Below are 21,576 nucleotides of genomic sequence, written 5' to 3' on the forward strand. Positions count from 1 at the left end.
ATAAAGGTAAAGGGCTGTAGACCAATGAGCGGACTTAAGGCAACAAGATGACTAAGCGCAAAGCCAACATAATAAGGCCGCGGAGTATACAGATTAACCGCGTAAGATGCGAGTAGACAAATGCTTGGGTTTTTGTTCTAAGCCTTTTTCGCATAGAATGGCGGGCTTAATGACCTCTTTATAACTGGTTGTAGGTACCTTTGTTAATCCGTCAACAATATATTCGTAACGGCCCCGATTATCGCTTTAGTGAACCGGTTTCTTTTTTGGATATCAAACAAACCTTTGGCTTTAGTCATGTTCGTGTTGGCCGTTGGGTGACACGGGAAGAGTCCCGTATTGCGGCTAATCTGGTATTTGACTCGCTTGCCGATCTTGCCTTTATCCTTAAATTGCCACCGTTAACCTTAGGATTGCGACAAACCTTAAGTCTTGCCTTTGGTCATGGCGGTCAAAAAGGGGTTCAAGCCCACTATGCTCCAGCGACAAGGGAACTTGCATTAGCTAAAAATGCGGGCGCGGGTGCATTAGCTCACGAGTTTTGGCATGCGTTTGACCATTACATTGCGCCTAAAGCTTTTAACTTGAGCGAAGGACACTTTTTATGTGCCAGTGATCTTTGGCTTGCCGATTCACCCTTGATTAAGCATCCCCTTAATTTGCGATTATCTGAAATTTTTAAGGTGACCCTATTAAGCCCTGATGGAAAAGAGCCGAGCGATTATGTGCGCCGCGCATTAGCGCTGGATAAACGCTATGGCACTCGGTATTTTTCACAACCAACGGAAATGATGGCGAGGGCATTTGAAGCGTGTATTGAATCTTATCGGGATATTTCTAATCCCTACTTAGTCTCTGGTACGTCTTTTTCAGCAATGGCGAAGGAGGGCGCCTATCCAGATGAGTTACATCGGCAGAGGATTTTTACAGCGTTGCTCGATTACTTTGAACCTTTGGGAATCGCGTTGGCAAAATAACCCGCTCATTCTTGAGTATTCGAATGATGCACGTAGAGAAAGACTCAATGGCAATATCAACCTTAGGTGTAATGCGTACTCATGGCTGCTATGGGTGAGCTAAATTGCGGATGTCATTATTTCATTGAACATAAAAATGCCGTGTACGTTATGACACGGCATTATGGGTTAACTTGCTAGAAACTTGCTCTAGAAATTATAGCTTAGGCTTAACTCAATATTTCGGGGTTCGCCGAAGAAACCTTGATTGTAAAAATCAATGCTAGAGTAATATTTTTTATCAAATAAGTTATTGATATTTAGTTGAACTTTCGCATCGTCTGTCAGTTGATAGCTTGTCATCAGATTCACGAGGTAATAGCTGTCTTGCTCGGAACGCTCACCATTGGGACCTGCTTTGTCTTTGTAAATTTTACTCTGCCAGCTTAAGTTACCGCCGACTGTCAGATCCGAGAGTGCACCGTCAAAGTGATAAAGGGAGGATAAACGAATCAGATCCTTTGGTAGATAGGTGCTAAAGGCTGAACCATCTTGATCTTCTGATTTACTATGGGTATAGCTGAAAAACAGATCCCAATCTTCTACTGGTCTACCGTTTAACTCAACTTCATAACCTTGGTTACTGGTGCCATCCACCAAGTGCATTGGATAATTGCCACCAGGTAAGGGAAGGGCGTTATCATCGGGTTCTGCCACATTTTCTTTTTGCACTTTAAATACGGCGATACTGGCGGTCAGTTTTTCATCGAAGAAATCCCCTTTTGCGCCCAGTTCAATATTATTTCCGGTCATAGGCTCTAAGCGCTTATTGTTTGCGTCTCTTGCATCCTGTGGCAGAAATATTTCGGTATAACTGGTGTAAATCGAGATGCTATCGTTGAGGTTATATATCAGACCTGCATAGGGCGTAAAGACATCGCTATTGTTGTAGTCAGCCGCCGCGTTTGATTCAAATTTATATTGGCTAATGCGGCCACCCAGTAAGAGCATCCATTGATCGTGTAAATTAATTTGTGTCGCGAGATAGGCCCCTTTTTGAGTTTCCTCACCTTCTTGATAGATTGGCGTAGACGGATAACTGGGTTCAGCGACGGAGCCATCCCATTCGAAGAAGTTACCAATACTTATGCTATTTAATGGGTAATAGGAATCTGCGGTCGTATCTTGCTTAGAGTATAGTAAACCTGCGGTAAGTTTATGCTCACGACCAAAGAGTTCGAATGGCCCAGAGGCAAATAGCCGCGCGGCATCTTGTTTACGGGTTGATTGATAGATCATCGCCGATGCCTCCATACCTAAACCTGTGGTTTTATCTGGCGCACCATAGAGATAAAGCAAGTGCCCATCCATCTCATCTTCACGATGTTCCACGTCAAATTTGACGTCCCAATTATTATCAAAATTATGTTCAAGCGTAGCAAAGACGTTTGCACCATTGCGTTGCCAACTTGACCAAGAGGCTGCTGTTGTGGTCGAACGGGATAAATCATTAGCTAAGCTGCCATCAGCATAAAATAGAGGAAGACCACCCCAAGTAGAGCCTTTAGGATCTCGGTCACTGTAATCAGCACCTAGGGTAAATAGGGTATTATCACTGAGTTTTGCCGTGATCACGCCATAAATTTGCAGGTTTTCATCTTCGGCTAGATCAATATAACTATCTGATTTTTCATAGGCGGCAGCAAAGCGTGCCTGCACATCACCACTCTCTGTTACATCAACGGAGGCATCGCCTTCAACACGGTAACTATCCCATGCACCGACTTTTGCGCTGACATAGCCGCCAGGTGCCGCTTTAGGACGTTTACGGATAAGGTTAATTGCTGCAGATGGTTCACCCGCACCCGTTAAGAGTCCTGTTGCACCGCGGACAACTTCAACGCGGTCAAATAATATGGTGTCGGTTGAGGCGTCATTAAAGAAACTCGAGTAGTTAACGGGGACGCCATCAAACTGAAAATTAGTAATGGGATTACCGCGGGAGCTAAAGAAATAGCGGTTGGTCTCGGCTTTTTGAGCATAAATGCCAGGGGTTAAAAACATTAAGTCCGCGACACTATTGAGTGAGAAACTTTGAATAAACTCTTGATCAATAATGGTGACTGATTGTGGCGTTTCCCGCAGCGTTAAGGGCAACCCAGTTGCCGTTGCGGCTTTATCTAAACGACTTCCCTTAATACTGATGACTTCAATATCAGTAGTGGACTGAGGCTCATTAGCGTAGGAGCTTGGCGCTAATAAAAGACTTGAAATGAGTGTAGCTAACAGCGATTTTTGCATCATGATTCCCCATCATTGTTTTTTGTGAGCTGCATTCTAATTGAAAACAATTATCAATACACCGTATTGATAACAATTCGTATTACATTTACACTCACCAAATTGTAAAAGTGTTGGGATAATCACATATGGCGAAGGTTAGTAACCGATTTTGGTTTATGTTGCATGGTTGGGTATCACTCCCAATCTGGTTGTTATTTAGTTTTATCTGTTTGACGGGGACAATTGCAGTACTTAGCCACGAACTGACGTGGCTCACTAATCCTGCATCCCGCGCCGTTAATCCAAACAATTTGCCAGCAAAGTCGGTTGATGAATTAATGGCGGCGGTAAAAAAGGCTCATCCTACAGCAGAAATCAGTGGGGCTATGACCTTCGAGCCTTATCTTGTCAATGCAGTGATGTTTACCGATGTGGATAAACCCTATGCGATTGCTTATGTGAATCAATACACGGGTGACGTTCAGCAAATTAACGAAGGGATGACTTTTATTGGTTTTATGCGTTCATTACATGGTTGGTTATTATTTCCATGGCCTGGTAGTTATAGCGTAGGGTATTACCTTGTCTGCTCTATGGCGGTATTGATGCTGGCGTCTTTAATTACCGGATTAATTGTTTATAAGCGGTTTTGGCGTAGTTTTTTGGCACCTAAAGTGCGTATTACGCAAGGGAAAAAAACACTGCTAGCGGATTTACACAAATTATCTGGTGTTTGGTCAATTTGGTTTATCGCCATTATGAGTGCAACAGGATTATGGTATTTAGTCCAAGCTGTTTTTTGGCATGCTGATATTGATATCGAGCCTCATGCGCCGTTAATTGTGGCGGAGCAAGTTCCCTTGCTTAAAGAGGGAGAGACAACTATACCCATTCCTGCGGTATCACTTAATCAAGCTCTTATGATTGCAAAGGAGCGTTTCCCTGATTTTCAACCTAGTTATGTGATGCTGCCAGAGCATAACCGGGATATGTATCACCTTAGCGGTAGTGGTGATCATATTTTTTATGACCAACATTCCTATAGCCTGAGTATTAATCCTTGGACGGGGGAAATAGCGAAAGCATCATCACCCGAAACCATGACGGGCATGCAAACCATCATGCACATTGCCGATCCGCTGCACTACGGCACGATTGGGGGAATTTGGACCAAGTTTATTTGGTTTGTGTTTGGTTTAATTTTGTCGGGTATGTCAATTACGGGCTTTATGATGTGGGGATTACGTCATGTCAGAGCCTTTAAAAAAGCAGGATCTGATGACTTAGCTGCCGATATGTTAGGGGAGATTCGCTAATGGCGTTTAATCGAGCACTGTTTTGGCAAAAGAATAAATATAAATTAAATGGATTGATCTTAGTCTTGCCATTTTTATTCTTGTACCAATCATTAACACCGAACTTTCCTCCCGCATGGCAGGCACAGGAATTAGGTGAGTTTAAAATTGCGCCTATGCCATTGAATATGAAGGCTCCTTATCAACATCACGATGAATATGTGAAGGATTTTATGTTGATTTTTGAAAAAGGGGAGACAGGGCTAATTCGACAAGGTTATGCCAATATTGGGCCTGAGGCATTACCAATTAGCCAGCTACAACAAGGGGAAAATGGTGTGCTCCATGGCAGTAAATATGGACAACATGTGCATGCCATTGCGGGGGCAAAACTGTCATCGAGTGATAGTTTATGGATCTCTATTCAAACATGGCAAGGGGAGTGGCTCGTGGCAAAGTGGCCAATACCGGAAGCGTTGCTGATTTAGCATTTTAAACAGACAATTCCATGTGTAATGGGATTGTCTGTTCAATAGGTTTATTCTTCGGGATAAACCTTCTCTTTAAACTCACACAAATCCTCAATAATGCAACTGCCACAGCGTGGCTTTCGTGCTAAGCATGTGTAGCGGCCGTGCAGAATAAACCAATGATGTACATCCACTTTAAACTCATCCGGCACAACTTTTAGCATCCGTTCTTCTACTTCGACCACGTTTTTACCGGGGGCAAATTTAGTGCGATTGGCAAGACGAAAAATATGAGTATCTACGGCAATGGTTGGCCAGCCAAAGGCGGTATTGAGCACCACGTTCGCGGTTTTTCGGCCCACACCAGGTAGTGCTTCAAGGGCTTCTCTATCTTCTGGCACTTCACCATTGTACTTCTCGATTAAGATTTCGCAGGCTTTGATCACATTAACGGCTTTGTTGTTATAAAGGCCAATGGTCTTGATATATTCCTTTAATCCCTCAACCCCTAAGGCATAAATGCTGTGGGCAGTATTGGCGACAGGAAACAGTTTATCTGTCGCCTTATTCACGCTCACATCGGTCGCTTGTGCTGAGAGGGTTACCGCGACTAATAACTCAAAAGGACTAGTAAAGTTGAGCTCAGTTTCGGGTTTCGGATTGTTATCACGAAGACGAGTGAGGATCTGGATACGTTTTGCTTGATTCATATTCACTATTCTTCGTTAACTGACCTTAGTGATCCGTGCGCGTGTCACACTTGGCTCGGTGGCGACTTGTGGTTGGTGTTCTTTGAGTTTTTTATCAATTACATTCTTCAATGCAATCAATAAGCCCATCACAATAAAAGCGCCGGGTGGCAGCATAGCGAGTAAAAAGGGGGTATCCACTTGCCATACATGAATAGTTAAGGATTTAGCCCAAGGGCCTAGCAATTGATCGGCGCCATCAAATAGTGTGCCTTGACCTAATAATTCCCGTGTTGCCCCAAGAACGGCGAGCACTAAGGTAAACCCTAGCCCCATCATTAAACCATCGAAGGCGGCGCTAAAGGCATTGTTACGTGAGGCAAAGGCCTCGGCGCGGCCAATGATGATGCAGTTCGTTACAATTAGCGGCAGGAAGATCCCAAGGGATAAATACAGACCATAGGCATAGGCATTGATGAGCAACTGAACTGTGGTGACTAGCGCGGCGATGATCATTACAAATACGGGAATACGGATTTCTTTAGGCACATAGTCGCGTACAAGTGACACAAGAATATTAGAGCCTATTAGCACTAACATAGTGGCTACACCTAGCCCTAGGGCATTGGTTATGGTTGCTGTGACAGCAAGGAGCGGGCATAGGCCTAATAGTTGTACTAAGCCGGGGTTATTTTTCCACAGACCTTGCCAAGCAATTTCGCGATAATTAGTCATGTTTTATCTCACAATTCAGTGGCTGACTGAAAATTTGTGCTTGGTTATTGTTAAAGTACCATACTGCACGCTTAACCGCGTTAACATAGGCGCGTGGTGTGATGGTGGCGCCGGTAAATTGATCGAAATCCCCGCCATCTTTTTTCACCAGCCATTGTTTGTCATCCTCAGCGTTCAGGCGTTTACCCACAAATTGCATCACCCAATCGGATTTACGCAGATCGATTTTATCACCAAGTCCTGGCGTTTCTTGGTGTGATAGGGTGCGAACACCAAGGACTTCACCTTGGGTGTTTATCCCCACAATCAGTTTAATATTACCGTTATAACCATCGGGAGCGATGGCCTCCAGCGCAATTGCAACTGGTTGACCCGCATTGGTTGCAATATAGGCAGGCATTGGATTTTCAGTGCCTAACGCCGCTCTATCCTGCAGCAAAGTACATTGTGCAGTGAGCTCATTGTCGTGGATGTCATCTGGGATCAATTGATGTAACACTTTCATCAATTCTTGCTGTTCTTGCTCTTTAATTTTATCTAAGGTCTGTTCATTAACCACTGCGACTAAGCCAGTGCAGAGCAGGGCAAACAGAGCGAGTAACAGTCCATTTTTAATCATTGGATTATTCAATTTCTTTCCTCAAGAGTCTTTCTTCAAGCGTCACTTGATGCTTAACACAAAGGCCTAGCCCGCTGAATGACCATAGCTACGTGGACGAACGTAATAGTCAATAAAGGGAGCACAAAGGTTTGCCAGTAATACGGCAAAGGCGAAAGCATCAGGGTAGCCACCTTGAGTGCGAATGATATAGACCAATATACCTATTAACGTCCCGAAGATAATTCGACCACGGGGACTCGTTGCGGCGGTGACAGGATCCGTCGCAATAAAAAATGCCGCTAACATGGTCGCGCCAGAAAATAGATGGAATAATGGGCTGCCTTGAGTATCGGGTGACAGTAAAAAACCGACACTCGAAGCGATAAAGAGCCCTGCTAATACGCCAGTGCTAATATGCCAGCGAATCGCCTTAAGTTTGAGCAGCACTAAACCGCCAGCAAGATAAGCTAAATTGACCCAAAACCAACCTACACCTGTAGCGCCATCAAAAATGGCTTTTGTCATACTTTCTGTGCGGGTTAATCCCATGGATAAATCGGTTTTTAGGGTATCAAGCGGTGTTGCCATGGCAACACCGTCAATGCTTAGGCGAAATTGGTCCATATTCACATTGGCACCGATATTGAAGATAAGCTGCAAGCTATCAAGCACACTCGGCGAGTGCATGGCAACTGTGCTTGGAGCGATCCAAGTGGTCATTTGCACTGGAAAGGAAATTAGCAGTAGTACATAAGCGGCCATGGCTGGATTAAACAAGTTATGGCCTAAACCGCCGTAAAGGTGTTTGACGATGATGATAGCAAAAGCTGTCCCGATAACGATCATCCACCAAGGGGCGAGTGGGGGAATGGCCACACCAATCAAGATCGCGGTCAGCATGGCACTGTTATCACTTAAGCTGGCTTTGATACTGCGCTGACGCAGTTTCATTACCGCAGCTTCAGCACTTAATGCGACGATAATTGCTAGTAGTACTTGAACGAGCGTGCCCCAACCAAAAAAGGCGCACTGCACCACAAGGCCTGGCAGTAAACATAAAATCACCCGCTGCATCACAGTTGAAGTATGCAGATTTCGTGTTACATGGGGTGATGAGGCTATTTTAAACGCCATTCTGTTCCCTTTTATCTAATCTTGAGTCGTTAACCGTTAAGTTGCTGATTCTTATGTTAATTATGTTATTCATTTGAATCACTTGTCGCATCCACGGCCCTTGCCGCTTTTTTCGCTTTTGCACGGGCAACGGCTGCAGCGATTTTAGCCTTTTTCTCATCTTCGGGACTGAGTTGATGACTCGGCTCTGAGCTGAGTTCTGAGCTAAGCTCAGTAATGGGTTCAGGCTTAAGCGGCGTATCACTTGGCTGAGCTGATTCTGCCTCTAGCTTTGGCTGAACTTCAGCAACCTCACTCGAATCGGCTTGGGCGGCCGCTTTTTTGGCTTTAGCCCGGGCAACGGCTGCCGCAACTCTGGCTTTTTTATCATCCTCAGGACTCGGTGTAACAGTGCTTGACTCTCGCTCGGCGACAGGCGTATTCACTACTGGAGTTTTTGTCGCTTGATCCTCAGGTGCTTGAGGCGCTGGCGTTTGATCTTCGCTTACGATGCCACTTTGCTGGACCGCTTTCTTGGCTTTAGCACGGGCGACGGCCGCGGCGATTTTGGCCTTTTTATCATCCACCTCAGTACTAGCTGCGGATCCCGTAACCCGCTTTTCGGCGTCGACTTTAGCGGCATCAATATCCTCGTTAACATCCGAGCCGGCTTTCATCGTCGCCTTTTTCGCTTTGGCCCGAGCAATGGCGGCCGCAACTTTATCTTTTTGCGATAAAGGCTCGGCTTGCTCGGTTTCCATAGATGAATCCGGTTCATCATCAATAACTTGAGAAGCTGTGGCCGCGGCGGCTTTCTTGGCTTTGGCACGGGCAATTGCTGCGGCAACGGCTGCCTTTTCCCTTGGTACTTCGACCACGGCAGTGGGGGCTATTGCAGTCTCACTGGGTGCCTGCGTCGCAGCGGCTTTTTTGGCTGCAATACGTGCCATCGCTTCAGCAACGGCATTTTTATCTGTGCCCGTCATCGTTGCCTGGCGACGCTCTGCGGCTTCTTTTGCTTTGGCTTCGCGGGCGAGTTTTTCTTCTTCTAGACGAGCCAAACGTGCTTCAAAACGGTGTTTGGCACGTTCTGCCTGTTGCTTTTCATCGGCAGTTTGTTTTAAGGCTGATTTGGCAATACGGTAATATTCGACTAAAGGAATATCACTCGGGCAGACATAACTACAGCAACCACATTCAATACAATCTTTTAGGTTAAAACTGGCAGCCTTATCATATTCCTCGGCTTTTGCGTGCCAAAAGAGTTGTTGTGGTAATAGCAGTGCAGGGCAGACATTGGCGCACTCACCGCAGCGAATACACGCTTTTTCCTCTGGTGTCACCCCAATCTCTTGGTTACTCGGCACCAAAATACAGTTAGTACCTTTTAAAATAGGTACATTAATGGTCGGTAGTGCATGGCCCATCATAGGCCCACCAACGATGATCTTTTGCTCTGCTTCAGGTTTAAACTCGGTTTGCATGAGTACATGCTCAACGGGGGTTCCAATTGGCAACCAATAGTTACCAGGTTTACCCACATTTTTACCTGTCACTGTGACAACGCGCTCAACCAGCGGTTTATTTTGGACAACGGCTTGATGTATGGCAAAGGCTGTGCCGACGTTATGGACAACGATACCGAGTTTGGCAGGAATAGCGCCAGAGGGCACTTCACGGCCAGTAATAATCTGAATAAGCTGTTTTTCACCGCCCGAAGGATATTTGGTGGGGATAACGGTAACTCGAGTACTGCCTTTCGGTAGCGCACTTTGCGCTACAGCCATTTGCATGGCCTTGATCGCTTCAGGCTTATTATCTTCAATGGCGATAACGATACGTTTGGGTGTTAATAACCGATAAATAATCCCAATACCTGCCAGAATATCTTGGCTGTATTCGCGCATTAATCTGTCATCTGAGCTGATATAAGGCTCACACTCAACACCATTGATAATGACTAAATCAATTTCGCTCGCGGGATTGAGTTTGATATGACTCGGAAAAGCCGCGCCGCCCATACCCGCAACACCCGCTTGATGTATTTTATCGATAATTTGCTGATGGCTTAGGCTATCGAGATCGTTGTAGGCTAATTCGCACCAAGTATCTTTCCCATCGGCTTCGATAACGCACGTATTAACGGGGAGGGCTGAGGCATGGTTGCTGGCTCTTGGCTCAATAGCAACGATAGTACCTGATGTCGGCGCATGCACAGGTAAATGCCAAATAGAGGGGCCTTGAGTTAATGGCGTGCCTTTTAACACTTTATCGCCGAGCTTTACCGCAAGTGTGCAATTTTCCCCCACCTGAGGTATAGGGACTAAATAGGTTTTTGCTAATGGCAGTGTTGCTATAGGAGTGCCATTTGAGAGAAATTTGACTTCTGGAGGGTGTATACCACCATGCGAGCGCCAAAGGGTTCCTTTATCTAATTGATCTAATAAAGTTAGCACCGCTTGTCCTCTTCTAACATTGTCTCGTTATCCCCAGTCTCTTGGAGCAGCGTCACTGGAATGGCATTTAAACGCCAATTCCAATTTTTAAGATTTTGGGTTACGGGGATCATATCAATACAATCGACAGGGCAGGGTTCAACACAGAGGTCACAACCTGTGCAATCTGTGGTGAGCACGGTATGCATTAATTTACCTGCACCGATAATGGCATCCACGGGACAGGCCTGAATACACTTAGTGCAGCCAATACACTCATCCTCACGAATAAAAGCTACTTTTTTGACCTGTGATTGCGCTTCGGCATTGAGAGGCTCAGGCTCAACACCCATCAAATTGGCTAGTTTCTCCATTGTGGCTGTGCCGCCTGGAGGGCATTTATTGACTTTGTCGCCATTGGCGATGGCCTGGGCATAAGGACGACAACCTGGGTAACCACATTGACCACATTGGGTTTGTGGCAGAATGGCTTCGAGTTCATCGACAATCGGGTTACCTTCAACCTTAAATTTAAGGGCGGCAAAACCGAGTAATACCCCAAAGACCAATGCCAACAGGGTCAATAATATGACAGCGATTAAAATGGTGGACATACTACTTAACCAATCCTGTGAATCCCATAAAGGCAAGGGACATTAAACCTGCGGTAATCATGGCAATTGCGCCGCCCTTAAAAGGTAGGGGCACATCGGCTGCGGCTAATCGTTCACGCATAGCTGAGAAGAGGATTAACACTAATGAGAAGCCTAACGCCGCACCAAAACCGTAGATAGCCGATTGAATAAAATCGTGCTTTTCGTTCACGTTCAACAGGGCGACACCCAATACAGCACAGTTGGTGGTGATGAGTGGCAGATAAATTCCCAACGCTCGGTGCAGGGCTGCACTGGTTTTTTGCACCACCATTTCAGTAAATTGCACTACAACAGCAATGACTAAAATAAAACTCATCGTGCGTAAGTAGCTCAGATCAAAGGGCAATAATAAGTATTGATTTACTAGGTAACTGAGGATGGAGGCTAAGGTCAACACAAAAGTGGTTGCCATAGACATACCAATAGCGGACTCCAATTTACTGGAGACCCCCATGAAAGGACATAAACCTAAGAATTTCACTAAAACGAAATTGTTGACCAGTACAGTGCTGATCAACAACAGGAGATATTCAGTCATCTCTATACTTGTCTAAACGGATCTTGGCCGTATTATCGACTTTTCCGTTTGCATAAACAACATATAGAATGCAGGGTTAAGCATCTTTACTGTAAAGAATGCTGATGAATTCACCGATATCTTAACTAAATTTGATCTCTGCTAGTGATCGCTTGGGGCTGAGCAATATAATAGCCTTGAAGACCATCGACTAAGAGTTTTTCTAGGGTCAGTTTTTCTTCTTGTCGCTCAACACTGGTTGCAATCACTCTGATACCTATTCGCCTTGCCACGTCGACCATCATACGCACGAAAAATTTATTATTGGTATCTTCATCGATATTTGAAGTGTAGCTACCATCAAGCTTAATGTAGTCAGGGCGTACCTCACTGAAGAATTTAAAAGAAGTGAAGCTCATGCCAAAACGCTCAATAGAGACTCGAGAACCCACGCTATGCACGTAACGCACAAACTTGTGGCTTGCGCCTAAATTGGATTGCATACCTGATTCGTTAATCTCAAATACTAAGCGAGAAGCAATATATTTTTGTTTGCCTAAAATATCTTTTAGCCACCCGGCAAAGAGTTCTTGGTGGGCTGAAAAAGCACTAATGTTTACCCCAAAATTGCCATTGATGGTTGGATTTTCCTTAAGCATCTTTAATGCACTGATCACCACTAGTTTATCTAACTCTGTGCTCATTCCATGGCGCTCAGCCATAGCAATCACAGTGGTTGTCGGCAGAAACTTACCTTCACTGTTATAAAAACGGGCTAACAGTTCGCGGTAAACCTCGACTTCAGTGCGGCAGGGTTGGATGGGTTGTTGATAGAATTTAAGAGCCTTACGACTAATTAAGTCATGGATGGCAAGTTTCCAACGATCATCACCAAATTGTTCATTACCATCGAGTTTTTCTTGAATATGGTAACTATTAGGGCCCAATGTTTGTGCAATACTGACCGCCGTATCGGCAAGAGTCAGTAAATGAATAGCCTCTACACCCTGTTGATAGGGGACTAAACCTATATGAGCAACAGATTCCGTTTTGGTCATTTGCTGATATTCATCAAGATACACTTTTAACTCATCTAAAAATTTTGGCCCATCTTTAAGCACTGTATCTGGTATAAATACGGCAAAATCAGCGCTGGACACTCGGTAACATTGTGCGTCAGGGTATTTAGTACAGGTTTTACGGATACAGTTGGCTACTCGGGCTAAATAATCATCTCCCGCAGAACGTCCTTGGTGTTGATTGATATTGGCAAGTTCGGTTGCTTTAACCATGACCATCAATCCAAATTGAGGGATATCAGGATTATTGATGGTTTCAAGTTTATTCGTGAAGCGTGGCCGACTAGCAAAGCCGGTTATTGGATCCTGATAGGCGACTTTATGCAGTTTCTCATTTTCTTGTGTGAGAGTGTCAAGCTGTACTTTAAGCTGATGACGGCAATCTTCTAATGCCTGCTTAAGTGGATTTAATTCGCCATTGAGTTTAGAGGCGGCGAGTGCGGAAAAACTCATATCGGAAATATGTGAGACATAATCGGCGGCATATTGAATCGACGTTTTGAGTTTTGCCATTAAAAACGTAAAAATGGCCAGCAGAATGATGAAGCTCAGCAACAACATTAACCCGAGTTTTTCTGTATTTGAGATAGATTGAGCTATTTGTGCGTTCGCACTGAGTTTGACCTGCAATCGGCCTGTGGCTAATTTCTGGGTATGTGATAAATCGACGGAGAATAATCCAGCTAGTGGATGTGCATTGTCAGATGTCAGGCTACCTTCGGTATGATTTAGCTCACCATCAGTATCATTAATATACTGAAAAAATTGAAATGGATACTTGATTGATAAGGCGTTAAAAAGATCTTTACCACTGCCTTGCCATTGGGAGTAAGCCGTTAAATCCCTTTTGAAGCGTTCGAGCTCTTGTTGCTGCTGGATTTGCAATTGGCTATTTTCATTTTGAAAAACGCCGGCAAATAATGCTAAAAAGATCAGTAATAAAAAGACTGGATATGATTTTGACATGGTCATATAAATCCGCTCTCACTTCAGGCGAGTCTTGCAACAGTCTATTGGGTGAGTTTTTGTTCAACACCATACTCTGTGTGAAGATGCTCATTATTTTATTTAACAAACTGATCACAGTGTAACTGCATTTGATTTAAAACAAAATCGAATTGCTGAGAGTGGATAGGTAAAGAATGAATGGTTTAGTGGGATACGACTTTTGATAGTTTACTGTAAATGGCTCCCCTGACTGGACTTGAACCAGTGACATACGGATTAACAGTCCGCCGTTCTACCGACTGAACTACAGGGGAGTAGAGGATGCGATATGACTATCGACTTTTTATCATTTAAAGTAAATGGCTCCCCTGACTGGACTTGAACCAGTGACATACGGATTAACAGTCCGCCGTTCTACCGACTGAACTACAGGGGAGTAGAGGGTGCGATATGACTATCGACTTTTATAGGATTAAAATTGGCTCCCCTGACTGGACTTGAACCAGTGACATACGGATTAACAGTCCGCCGTTCTACCGACTGAACTACAGGGGAATCATTTTAATGCAGCGGCAATAAAAAATATAAGTAGCGTAATTGGCTCCCCTGACTGGACTTGAACCAGTGACATACGGATTAACAGTCCGCCGTTCTACCGACTGAACTACAGGGGAATCGTTTATCTACATTTTACTTTACTGCCTGTTCTTACTCATTTTTACGACCAGCAAATAATGGCTCCCCTGACTGGACTTGAACCAGTGACATACGGATTAACAGTCCGCCGTTCTACCGACTGAACTACAGGGGAATCGTTTCGCTCGGTCATATTGACTCGTTGAGAACGGAGCGCATAGTAAAACGCTCTGTTGGATGAGTCAACTCGAGTTACTAAAAAAAGTGTAATTATGCTGTTAAGTGCTCATCTAATGTGCATCGTGGTGTAGAAATCGACATTTTTCTGAATAATTAACTTATCTTTTCGGAAGATAGCACTTATTGCCGCGATGATTTGTAGACTTTAAGCGTAAATAAACGCAACGAACAAACTTATGGCGATGCAGAGTGACAGTAACGGGGTATTAAGTGAAGTGACTTTTAATACTCTGTAGTAGCATCGCATAAAGTCGGCATCATTTCAGATTGTGAAATTAGAAAAGTGGCAACATTTATCAAATGTAATTTTATTACCAAATGTTGCTTTGCTGTTGCTGAACAAGCCAATAGGGCTCAATCCCGCATGGACGCTAGGTTATTTCGACTTATCAACAAATTCTGTGGATAACCCTGTGGGCGGTATGAAAAAACAAGCGGCAAAGCCTTGTGCTGTGGGCGAAAGACTTAAATTGTACCATTTTGGTTGTTAAAAAATTAGATCAATAAAATCAAATTGATAGCAAAAGCAATCGCGATTTTTACCGAGACTCAATGTCGTTGCATTTTTGTAATATAGTAAAACCCCGTTCTTGTGTATTAAATTGGCATTTCTACTGAGTTTTAGCGCATTTTATCGACATTTAAAGCCCTGAGTTATCGTGGTATAAAAGTTTCATATTTTCTCCATCAAGTTGTCATCTTAGCAAGTTAGTGAGGGTGTTGGGATTGTGACGTCATTTGGATAAGTGCTGGAGCTTAGTTCGCGACTTGATTAGAATGACTCGACTAACCAAAAGGATATGTACGCGTGTCAGAATCTGTTTTTCAGCTTGAATCGCAATTTGCTCCCGCTGGCGATCAGCCTGCGGCCATTACAAAGTTAGTTGATGGTTTAGAGTCGGGACTTGCCTGCCAAACCTTACTTGGGGTCACGGGATCGGGTAAGACGTTTACGATTGCCAATGTCATTGCCAAATTAGGACGGCCAACCATTATTATGGCGCCCAATAAAACCTTGGCAGCGCAGCTTTATGGCGAGATGAAAGAGTTTTTCCCCCATAATGCGGTTGAGTATTTTGTCTCTTATTACGATTACTACCAGCCTGAAGCCTATGTGCCCGCATCAAATACTTTTATTGAAAAGGATGCCTCTGTTAATGCTCACATTGAACAGATGCGTTTGTCGGCCACAAAAGCCTTATTAGAACGTAAAGATGTAGTGCTGATTGCCTCAGTGTCAGCTATTTATGGTTTGGGTGATCCCGATTCCTACTTGAAAATGTTGTTGCATCTACGCCAAGGTGACAGTCTGGGACAACGCGATATGTTAAAGCGTCTTAGTGAGCTGCAATATACGCGTAATGATATTGAATTGCAGCGCGGTACGTTTCGCGTGCGTGGTGAAGTGATTGATATTTTTCCAGCAGATTCTGATCGTTATGCAATTCGGGTTGAGCTGTTTGATGATGAAATTGAGCGTTTAAGTGAATTCGACCCTTTAACGGGGCAAATTATCAAACGTATTGCACGTACAACCGTTTACCCTAAGACTCACTATGTCACGCCAAGGGAAAAAATCCTTGAGGCAACCGAGTTAATTAAGGAGGAATTGCGGGAGCGTAAACAATATCTACTGGATAATAATAAACTGATTGAAGCCCAGCGGATCCATGAGCGGGTGCAATACGATGTGGAGATGATGGTCGAATTGGGCTACTGCTCTGGTATTGAAAACTACTCGCGCTATTTGTCTGGCCGCGCACCGGGGGAAGGGCCTCCAACCTTGCTCGACTACTTACCTGCCGATGGTTTACTCATTATTGATGAGTCCCATGTGACTGTGCCGCAAATTGGCGCTATGTATAAAGGCGATCGTTCCCGTAAAACCACCTTAGTGGAATATGGCTTTAGATTACCATCGGCATTAGATAATCGGCCGCTCAAATTTGAAGAGTTTGAGCAGTTAATGCCGCAAACGATTTATGTGTCGGCGACGCCTAGCCTCTATGAGCTGGAAAAGAGTGAAGGAGAGATAGCTGAACAAGTTGTCCGGCCCACAGGATTGCTCGATCCCGAGCTGGAAGTACGCCCTGTGGCGACACAGGTCGATGATTTATTATCTGAAATAGCCAAACGTGTCGCGGTCAATGAGCGGGTGTTAGTCACCACACTAACAAAGCGCATGTCGGAGGATTTGACTGAATACCTCGACGAACATGGGGTAAAAGTGCGTTATCTGCATTCGGACATAGACACTGTTGAACGGGTTGAGATCATCCGCGATCTGCGCTTAGGTAAGTTTGATGTGTTGGTCGGCATCAACCTATTACGTGAGGGCTTAGATATGCCAGAAGTGTCATTGGTGTGTATTTTAGACGCTGATAAAGAGGGCTTCTTGCGCTCTGAACGCTCGCTTATCCAAACCATTGGCCGCGCTGCACGTAACGTCAATGGTAAAGTGATCCTCTATGCCGATCGCATCACTAATTCAATGGCTAAAGCGATAGGGGAAACTGACCGTCGCCGCGAGAAGCAACGTGCTCATAATTTGAAAAACGGTATAGTCCCCAAAGGCGTCGTTAAGCGTATTACCGATGTGATGGATGTGGATGATGGCCGCGACAGTAAAGCTGTGTATGGCAAAGTGGCTGAGCCTAAGTCCCATTACCATAAAGCCGATGCGGCAGAGTTGAGCCATCAAATCGATCAACTTGAGAAAAAGATGCACGAACATGCGCGCAACTTAGAGTTTGAACAAGCGGCGGCAATGCGTGATGAAGTCAAGCACCTGCGGGAATTGTTGATCAAAGCGTAGCGATATTATTGCGGTTAACATTATTAAAAAGCCGTCTAGCAATCATGCTACGACGGCTTTTTAATATCCGCAGATGGGGGCTAAATGGTGCCTTTCGAGTGTTCTAATTTAAGCTTAATAAACACCGCTAAAGCGCAAATCAGCCCGCAGATTAAGCCGACCAAATGCGCCTCGGTTGCTACGCGCGCACCTATCATGGCGGTGACATCATTGCTGGCACCATAAAGCTGTTCGTAACCGACCTTGATGATAACGCCAACGAGCAGCAGATAGCCTGAGCGCAGCTTACGGACAATATCCTGCACTGCGCCGTAGGCGAACAAGCCATGCAACATACCGCTTAAGCCGACATAACCAAGCAATTGCGGATAGCCTAAATACAAGCCTATACCTTCGAGTAAACATAACACGAAAAATAGTGCACTTAAGCCTTTGAGATGATAATGAAAATGGTGCAAAAATAGCACCACCCAGAGCCCTGCAAGGTTCATCAATAGATGCCATTGATTCGTGTGCAGTAAATTTCCACTGATTAATCGCCACCATTCCCCCTCACTAATGGCACTGCGGCGATAGGCGAGTAGGTTATCGACAGCAGGGCTTGCTAAGCCTGCGACATACAAACCCGCACAAAGAAGACTCACCATCAGTGCGACCCAATAGGGACTGCGTATCATGCTTTAGGCTCGCTAGCGTCAAGCTCAGCCATAACCGCCGCTTTATTCTGTAGATAGTCGTCTAATCCACGTTTGCGAAGATGACAGGCAGGGCAATCACCGCAGCCATCGCCAATCACACCGTTATAACAGGTGAGAGTATGGTGGCGAACCAGATCGAGTTGCTGATATTTATCCGCCAGTGCCCAGGTTTGTGCCTTATTGAGCCACATCAAAGGCGTGATGATTTTTAGTTGTTTATCCATGCCTTGAACTAAGGCGGATTCCATCGCTTTGACAAAATCGTTACGACAATCAGGGTAGCCTGAAAAATCGGTTTCACACACGCCTGTGATAATCGCCTCAGCGCCTAATTGATAGGCATAAATGCCTGCAAGCGTTAAAAATAAAATATTACGGCCGGGCACGAAGGTATTGGGCAGGCCATTTTCCATCAACTCGTGTGAAACAGGTATCGCATCACGGGTGAGGGCTGAAATAGCTAACTCATTGAGTAAGGTGACATCCATGACTTTATGGCTGGTGATCTTCAAGCGTTTTGCTAAGGATTTGGCGACTTCAATTTCTTCGCGGTGACGTTGGCCGTAGTCAAAGGTGATCCCATGTACTTCATCGTACTGGGTTAGGGCTTGAATAAGACAGGTTGTTGAGTCTTGTCCGCCACTGAAGACAACCACGGCTTTGGATGTGGCAGTTTTTGACTCGAATGTTTTTTGCAATATGCTCGTTGACATAAAGGATTTCACTTCACCGTAGAACAGGTATCAATAGAGCGTTAGTGTAACTCAGGCCATAGGGCTTGCAAACTCTGGGGATACTGGTGAAATGGGCTGCTTTGGCGCAAAAACTTGCAGCTCAAGCTAAAATCCACTATAAATGCCGCCCCAGAAAAGTGGAACGCCAGCATGAACTACCCAGTCAACGAAGTATTTGAAACCATTCAAGGTGAAGGTGTCTTTACCGGAGTGCCCGCCATATTTGTCCGCTTGCAGGGTTGTCCTGTGGGATGTGCTTGGTGTGATACGAAACAGACATGGGATGTGCTTGAAGCTAATAAGGTCTCGCCAGAGCAAGTCATTACCGTGGATGGTACGATTGGACGCTGGGCTGAACATACGGCGGATAGCTTGATTGCTGCTTTTAATGCCAAAGGGTTTACCGCGCGTCATATTGTGATCACCGGCGGTGAGCCTTGCATGTACGATTTACGCGAATTAACCGAGACCTTGCACAGTCAAGGCTTTGCGACTCAAATCGAAACCAGCGGCACCTTTGAAGTGAATTGTGCTGATAACACTTGGGTGACAGTATCACCCAAGGTGAACATGAAAGGGGGCTATCCGGTATTAGCGCAGGCGCTAAACCGCGCCAATGAGATTAAGCATCCTATCGCGACTGAAAATCACATCGATGAACTTGATGAGTTACTGCAAGATATCGATATTTCGGCTAAAACGATTTGCCTGCAGCCGATCAGTCAAAAGCATAGAGCGACCGAACTGGCGATGAAAGTGTGTATTGCCCGTAATTGGCGCTTATCAATCCAAACTCACAAATATTTAGATATTGACTAAGGTTTGGCGAAGTTAGGATAAATATCGCCTCATTTTATGGGGCGATATTTTTATGGTGCTATCAATTGAAATTGCAGATAGGTAACAATGCAATATTTAAATAAGGAATAAAAATATTTTAAAATCGTATTTATAGATATAAATCAGAAAGATATCACAGAGGAAGTAAGAGATTCAAAGAAAATATGCGTAGAAATGGTGGAGGGAGAAGGATTCGAACCTTCGAAGGCTGAGCCGTCAGATTTACAGTCTGATCCCTTTGGCCACTCGGGAACCCCTCCACGTGATTTTCTATACACTTTGTAGATTCACTTAAATATTTTGGCCTGATTTAAGTGTTAAAACGAGTTTGAAACGATTGAATGCAGAGAGTAAATATAAGATGGTGGAGGGAGAAGGATTCGAACCTTCGAAGGCTGAGCCGTCAGATTTACAGTCTGATCCCTTTGGCCACTCGGGAACCCCTCCACAAATATCTTTTACTTAACTTTTACTAACTCACTCAACTAGCTTTCAACGCAAATGGTGGAGGGAGAAGGATTCGAACCTTCGAAGGCTGAGCCGTCAGATTTACAGTCTGATCCCTTTGGCCACTCGGGAACCCCTCCTCAATTGCGGCGGCCATAGTAGTCAGAAACCTTTTGCATGTAAATACCCAACTTAAAAATATTCCTAAAGTTATATCTCAAGTGGTCGATTAACTAACAACGAATTGTTTTAATGATGTTTTTTTATGCAAATTGATGTTCCTTTAGTCAACGAAGCCCAAATTGGCACCCGCTTAAATGCGGCGATAGAGCACAACAGACGAGGTGAGTTTGCGCTGCTGTTGTCTTTATTATCGGTTGATGCGAGGGATATGGCGCAGTTTCAATGGCAAAAAGACCTTGATACTGCTCAAAAATTACAGCAACAGTTTGAGTTACCACCTAAGCAGCCCTTACTGGCAGATTTATCCTTATTTGAGCCTGTTGTTGATAATAGCCAAGTGTTTATCACGCAAGGGGCAAGAGCATTTCAACTACAGCAGGCTTTGCAACCTGAGGCGTTAGTTATCCGTGGCGCTGAACCTACGGCGATGGCTGAAGCTCTGAGTAATTGTGATTTAACCACTCAATTGCGTCAGCGTGGTCGCTTAACTTCACCTCAGATTGAACTTATGCACTTTGCTGATCAATTAGCCATTCAACGAAATCTAATCCCTCTTCAAGCCATTGCGTAAATTGAGCTGCTGTAATCCATTTTTCGAGATGACAAATGATTCAAACGTCACAAGCGTGAGCTAAAACCGAGTCAATCTGATTCGAATTATCTATAATTACCACCCACTTTACCTTAACTTATTCGATAGCGGTGTTTACGACAGATGTCGTGGAACGGTATTGTTATTACTCCAAATTCAGAGGAAGACAAAATGAAAGGTATTATTGCTGCGCAATCCCCAACCGTAAATGACACATGCACAGATTGCGGTAGTTTTGTCGATATTGGCGCTGTGATTGATGAACACGATATTGTATTAGAAATACAGTTTACGGGCGCATCAGCTAAAGACGATGCTGAAAACATGGCTGAGCGTGCCAAAGCGCGCTTTGGCAAGACACAAGCGAAGTTTGTCACGGTTGAAACGGGCGTTAGTTTACAGTTAGTGTTTGATGTTAGTGCGGAAAAAATGATCTTTCAGCTAGAAAATGGTCTTTAAAAAGCATTAGGCTCGACATCAATGTTGCCAAAATTGTAATAAATTGTGCGTCATGTTGCTGTGTTTAAGTGAGATAGTGTAATCTGCGTCAACATAAAAATTCTCAATTGGCTCAATTAATGTGCTTTAAAAAGTGCATTAATTGTTGCTAAAAA

The 21,576-nt window shown here is 44.5% G+C and carries 19 protein-coding genes and 8 tRNA genes; 8 read left to right on the forward strand and 19 right to left on the reverse strand.

The features are described from left to right. The first annotated feature begins 200 nt into the window (after nt 1-200). Nucleotides 201-977, forward strand: coding sequence for a CLCA_X family protein (locus MZ182_RS09295; RefSeq protein ID WP_248065839.1), 777 nt, complete (start codon nt 201-203; stop codon nt 975-977). 189 nt (nt 978-1,166) lie between these two features. Here the strand turns inward: MZ182_RS09295 and MZ182_RS09300 are convergent, their stop codons facing one another. Continuing rightward, a complete protein-coding gene (locus MZ182_RS09300; protein ID WP_248066011.1) occupies nt 1,167-3,257 on the reverse strand; it encodes a TonB-dependent siderophore receptor in 2,091 nt (696 codons plus the stop codon). Between the two features lie 128 nt (nt 3,258-3,385). Here MZ182_RS09300 and MZ182_RS09305 point away from each other — a divergent pair, with 128 nt between their 5' ends. Further along, the gene (locus MZ182_RS09305) at nt 3,386-4,555 is read left to right on the forward strand and encodes a PepSY-associated TM helix domain-containing protein (protein ID WP_248065838.1); all 1,170 of its coding nucleotides are present in this window, start codon (nt 3,386-3,388) and stop codon (nt 4,553-4,555) included. Next, complete coding sequence (locus MZ182_RS09310) at nt 4,555-5,022, forward strand: hypothetical protein (RefSeq protein WP_014610656.1); 468 nt, start codon at nt 4,555-4,557, stop codon at nt 5,020-5,022. Before MZ182_RS09305 ends, MZ182_RS09310 begins: the two co-directional genes overlap by 1 nt. A 50-nt stretch (nt 5,023-5,072) precedes the next feature. Here MZ182_RS09310 and nth read toward each other — a convergent pair whose 3' ends face one another. The 13 genes from nth to MZ182_RS09375 form a co-directional block, all read right to left on the reverse strand. After that, complete coding sequence (nth, locus tag MZ182_RS09315; protein WP_011789461.1) at nt 5,073-5,714, reverse strand: endonuclease III; 642 nt, start codon at nt 5,712-5,714, stop codon at nt 5,073-5,075. Nucleotides 5,715-5,729: 15 nt separating this feature from the next. Continuing rightward, nucleotides 5,730-6,428 (reverse strand): electron transport complex subunit E, encoded by a 699-nt coding sequence (locus tag MZ182_RS09320; RefSeq protein WP_011789460.1) that lies wholly within the window; start codon nt 6,426-6,428, stop codon nt 5,730-5,732. Then, entirely contained in the window at nt 6,421-7,059 is a 639-nt protein-coding gene (gene rsxG, locus MZ182_RS09325) for an electron transport complex subunit RsxG (protein ID WP_081429790.1), read from the reverse strand. Before rsxG ends, MZ182_RS09320 begins: the two co-directional genes overlap by 8 nt. 54 nt (nt 7,060-7,113) lie before the next feature. Continuing rightward, complete coding sequence (gene rsxD / locus MZ182_RS09330; protein WP_014610653.1) at nt 7,114-8,163, reverse strand: electron transport complex subunit RsxD; 1,050 nt, start codon at nt 8,161-8,163, stop codon at nt 7,114-7,116. 65 nt (nt 8,164-8,228) lie between these two features. Further along, complete coding sequence (rsxC, locus tag MZ182_RS09335; protein WP_248065837.1) at nt 8,229-10,598, reverse strand: electron transport complex subunit RsxC; 2,370 nt, start codon at nt 10,596-10,598, stop codon at nt 8,229-8,231. Beyond that, nucleotides 10,592-11,191 (reverse strand): electron transport complex subunit RsxB, encoded by a 600-nt coding sequence (gene rsxB, locus MZ182_RS09340; RefSeq protein WP_011919236.1) that lies wholly within the window; start codon nt 11,189-11,191, stop codon nt 10,592-10,594. The genes rsxC and rsxB overlap by 7 nt, the downstream gene beginning before the upstream one ends. A 1-nt stretch (nt 11,192) precedes the next feature. Then, nucleotides 11,193-11,771: an electron transport complex subunit RsxA gene (rsxA, locus tag MZ182_RS09345; protein WP_006081543.1), complete on the reverse strand. Its 579-nt coding sequence runs from the start codon at nt 11,769-11,771 to the stop codon at nt 11,193-11,195. Between the two features lie 125 nt (nt 11,772-11,896). Next, nucleotides 11,897-13,801, reverse strand: coding sequence for a GGDEF domain-containing protein (locus MZ182_RS09350; protein ID WP_248065836.1), 1,905 nt, complete (start codon nt 13,799-13,801; stop codon nt 11,897-11,899). 214 nt (nt 13,802-14,015) lie between these two features. Then, nucleotides 14,016-14,091, reverse strand: a tRNA-Asn gene (locus MZ182_RS09355). Between the two features lie 46 nt (nt 14,092-14,137). Beyond that, nucleotides 14,138-14,213, reverse strand: a tRNA-Asn gene (locus MZ182_RS09360). 43 nt (nt 14,214-14,256) lie between these two features. After that, a tRNA-Asn gene (locus MZ182_RS09365) sits at nt 14,257-14,332 on the reverse strand. A gap of 43 nt (nt 14,333-14,375) precedes the next feature. Then, nucleotides 14,376-14,451 (reverse strand) — tRNA-Asn (locus MZ182_RS09370). 61 nt (nt 14,452-14,512) lie between these two features. After that, nucleotides 14,513-14,588 (reverse strand) — tRNA-Asn (locus tag MZ182_RS09375). A gap of 334 nt (nt 14,589-14,922) precedes the next feature. On the opposite strand from MZ182_RS09375, the gene MZ182_RS09380 reads away from it, so the two are divergent. Continuing rightward, nucleotides 14,923-15,144 carry a hypothetical protein gene (locus MZ182_RS09380; protein WP_248069824.1) on the forward strand — a complete coding sequence of 74 codons (222 nt, stop codon included), beginning with the start codon at nt 14,923-14,925 and terminating at the stop codon, nt 15,142-15,144. 317 nt (nt 15,145-15,461) lie between these two features. Next, entirely contained in the window at nt 15,462-17,468 is a 2,007-nt protein-coding gene (uvrB, locus tag MZ182_RS09385; protein ID WP_011789454.1) for an excinuclease ABC subunit UvrB, read from the forward strand. 80 nt (nt 17,469-17,548) lie between these two features. Here uvrB and rrtA read toward each other — a convergent pair whose 3' ends face one another. After that, the gene (rrtA, locus tag MZ182_RS09390; RefSeq protein WP_014610650.1) at nt 17,549-18,145 is read right to left on the reverse strand and encodes a rhombosortase; all 597 of its coding nucleotides are present in this window, start codon (nt 18,143-18,145) and stop codon (nt 17,549-17,551) included. Next, complete coding sequence (queC, locus tag MZ182_RS09395; RefSeq protein ID WP_011789452.1) at nt 18,142-18,879, reverse strand: 7-cyano-7-deazaguanine synthase QueC; 738 nt, start codon at nt 18,877-18,879, stop codon at nt 18,142-18,144. The genes rrtA and queC overlap by 4 nt, the downstream gene beginning before the upstream one ends. A 171-nt stretch (nt 18,880-19,050) precedes the next feature. Between queC and queE the strand changes: the two genes are divergently transcribed. Next, on the forward strand, nt 19,051-19,719 hold the full coding sequence (gene queE / locus MZ182_RS09400; RefSeq protein WP_248069823.1) for a 7-carboxy-7-deazaguanine synthase QueE: 669 nt from the start codon (nt 19,051-19,053) through the stop codon (nt 19,717-19,719). A gap of 196 nt (nt 19,720-19,915) precedes the next feature. Here queE and MZ182_RS09405 read toward each other — a convergent pair. The 3 genes from MZ182_RS09405 to MZ182_RS09415 all read right to left on the reverse strand — a co-directional run bounded on the left by MZ182_RS09405 (nt 19,916) and on the right by MZ182_RS09415 (nt 20,327). Further along, a tRNA-Tyr gene (locus MZ182_RS09405) sits at nt 19,916-20,000 on the reverse strand. 102 nt (nt 20,001-20,102) lie between these two features. Continuing rightward, nucleotides 20,103-20,187: transfer RNA gene (locus MZ182_RS09410), tRNA-Tyr, on the reverse strand. 55 nt (nt 20,188-20,242) lie between these two features. Beyond that, nucleotides 20,243-20,327: transfer RNA gene (locus MZ182_RS09415), tRNA-Tyr, on the reverse strand. A 125-nt stretch (nt 20,328-20,452) separates the two neighbouring features. Between MZ182_RS09415 and MZ182_RS09420 the strand changes: the two genes are divergently transcribed. Further along, the gene (locus tag MZ182_RS09420; RefSeq protein WP_025008757.1) at nt 20,453-20,941 is read left to right on the forward strand and encodes a VC2046/SO_2500 family protein; all 489 of its coding nucleotides are present in this window, start codon (nt 20,453-20,455) and stop codon (nt 20,939-20,941) included. A gap of 192 nt (nt 20,942-21,133) precedes the next feature. Then, nucleotides 21,134-21,421 carry a DUF406 family protein gene (locus MZ182_RS09425; protein ID WP_248069821.1) on the forward strand — a complete coding sequence of 96 codons (288 nt, stop codon included), beginning with the start codon at nt 21,134-21,136 and terminating at the stop codon, nt 21,419-21,421. The last annotated feature ends 155 nt before the right edge of the window (nt 21,422-21,576 follow it).

This window comes from Shewanella sp. JNE2 (genome assembly GCF_023159115.1).
Lineage (GTDB): Bacteria > Pseudomonadota > Gammaproteobacteria > Enterobacterales > Shewanellaceae > Shewanella > Shewanella putrefaciens.

Bases quoted from the DNA above. Each gene is read 5' to 3' on its own strand.
- MZ182_RS09300 (WP_248066011.1), bottom strand. From the start codon at position 3,257: ATGCAAAAATCGCTGTTAGCTACACTCATTTCAAGTCTTTTATTAGCG.
- MZ182_RS09305 (WP_248065838.1), top strand. From the start codon at position 3,386: ATGGCGAAGGTTAGTAACCGATTTTGGTTTATGTTGCATGGTTGGGTA.
- MZ182_RS09310 (WP_014610656.1), top strand. From the start codon at position 4,555: ATGGCGTTTAATCGAGCACTGTTTTGGCAAAAGAATAAATATAAATTA.
- nth (WP_011789461.1), bottom strand. From the start codon at position 5,714: ATGAATCAAGCAAAACGTATCCAGATCCTCACTCGTCTTCGTGATAAC.
- MZ182_RS09320 (WP_011789460.1), bottom strand. From the start codon at position 6,428: ATGACTAATTATCGCGAAATTGCTTGGCAAGGTCTGTGGAAAAATAAC.
- rsxD (WP_014610653.1), bottom strand. From the start codon at position 8,163: ATGGCGTTTAAAATAGCCTCATCACCCCATGTAACACGAAATCTGCAT.
- rsxB (WP_011919236.1), bottom strand. From the start codon at position 11,191: ATGTCCACCATTTTAATCGCTGTCATATTATTGACCCTGTTGGCATTG.
- rsxA (WP_006081543.1), bottom strand. From the start codon at position 11,771: ATGACTGAATATCTCCTGTTGTTGATCAGCACTGTACTGGTCAACAAT.
- MZ182_RS09350 (WP_248065836.1), bottom strand. From the start codon at position 13,801: ATGACCATGTCAAAATCATATCCAGTCTTTTTATTACTGATCTTTTTA.
- rrtA (WP_014610650.1), bottom strand. From the start codon at position 18,145: ATGATACGCAGTCCCTATTGGGTCGCACTGATGGTGAGTCTTCTTTGT.
- queC (WP_011789452.1), bottom strand. From the start codon at position 18,879: ATGTCAACGAGCATATTGCAAAAAACATTCGAGTCAAAAACTGCCACA.
- queE (WP_248069823.1), top strand. From the start codon at position 19,051: ATGAACTACCCAGTCAACGAAGTATTTGAAACCATTCAAGGTGAAGGT.
- MZ182_RS09420 (WP_025008757.1), top strand. From the start codon at position 20,453: ATGCAAATTGATGTTCCTTTAGTCAACGAAGCCCAAATTGGCACCCGC.
- MZ182_RS09425 (WP_248069821.1), top strand. From the start codon at position 21,134: ATGAAAGGTATTATTGCTGCGCAATCCCCAACCGTAAATGACACATGC.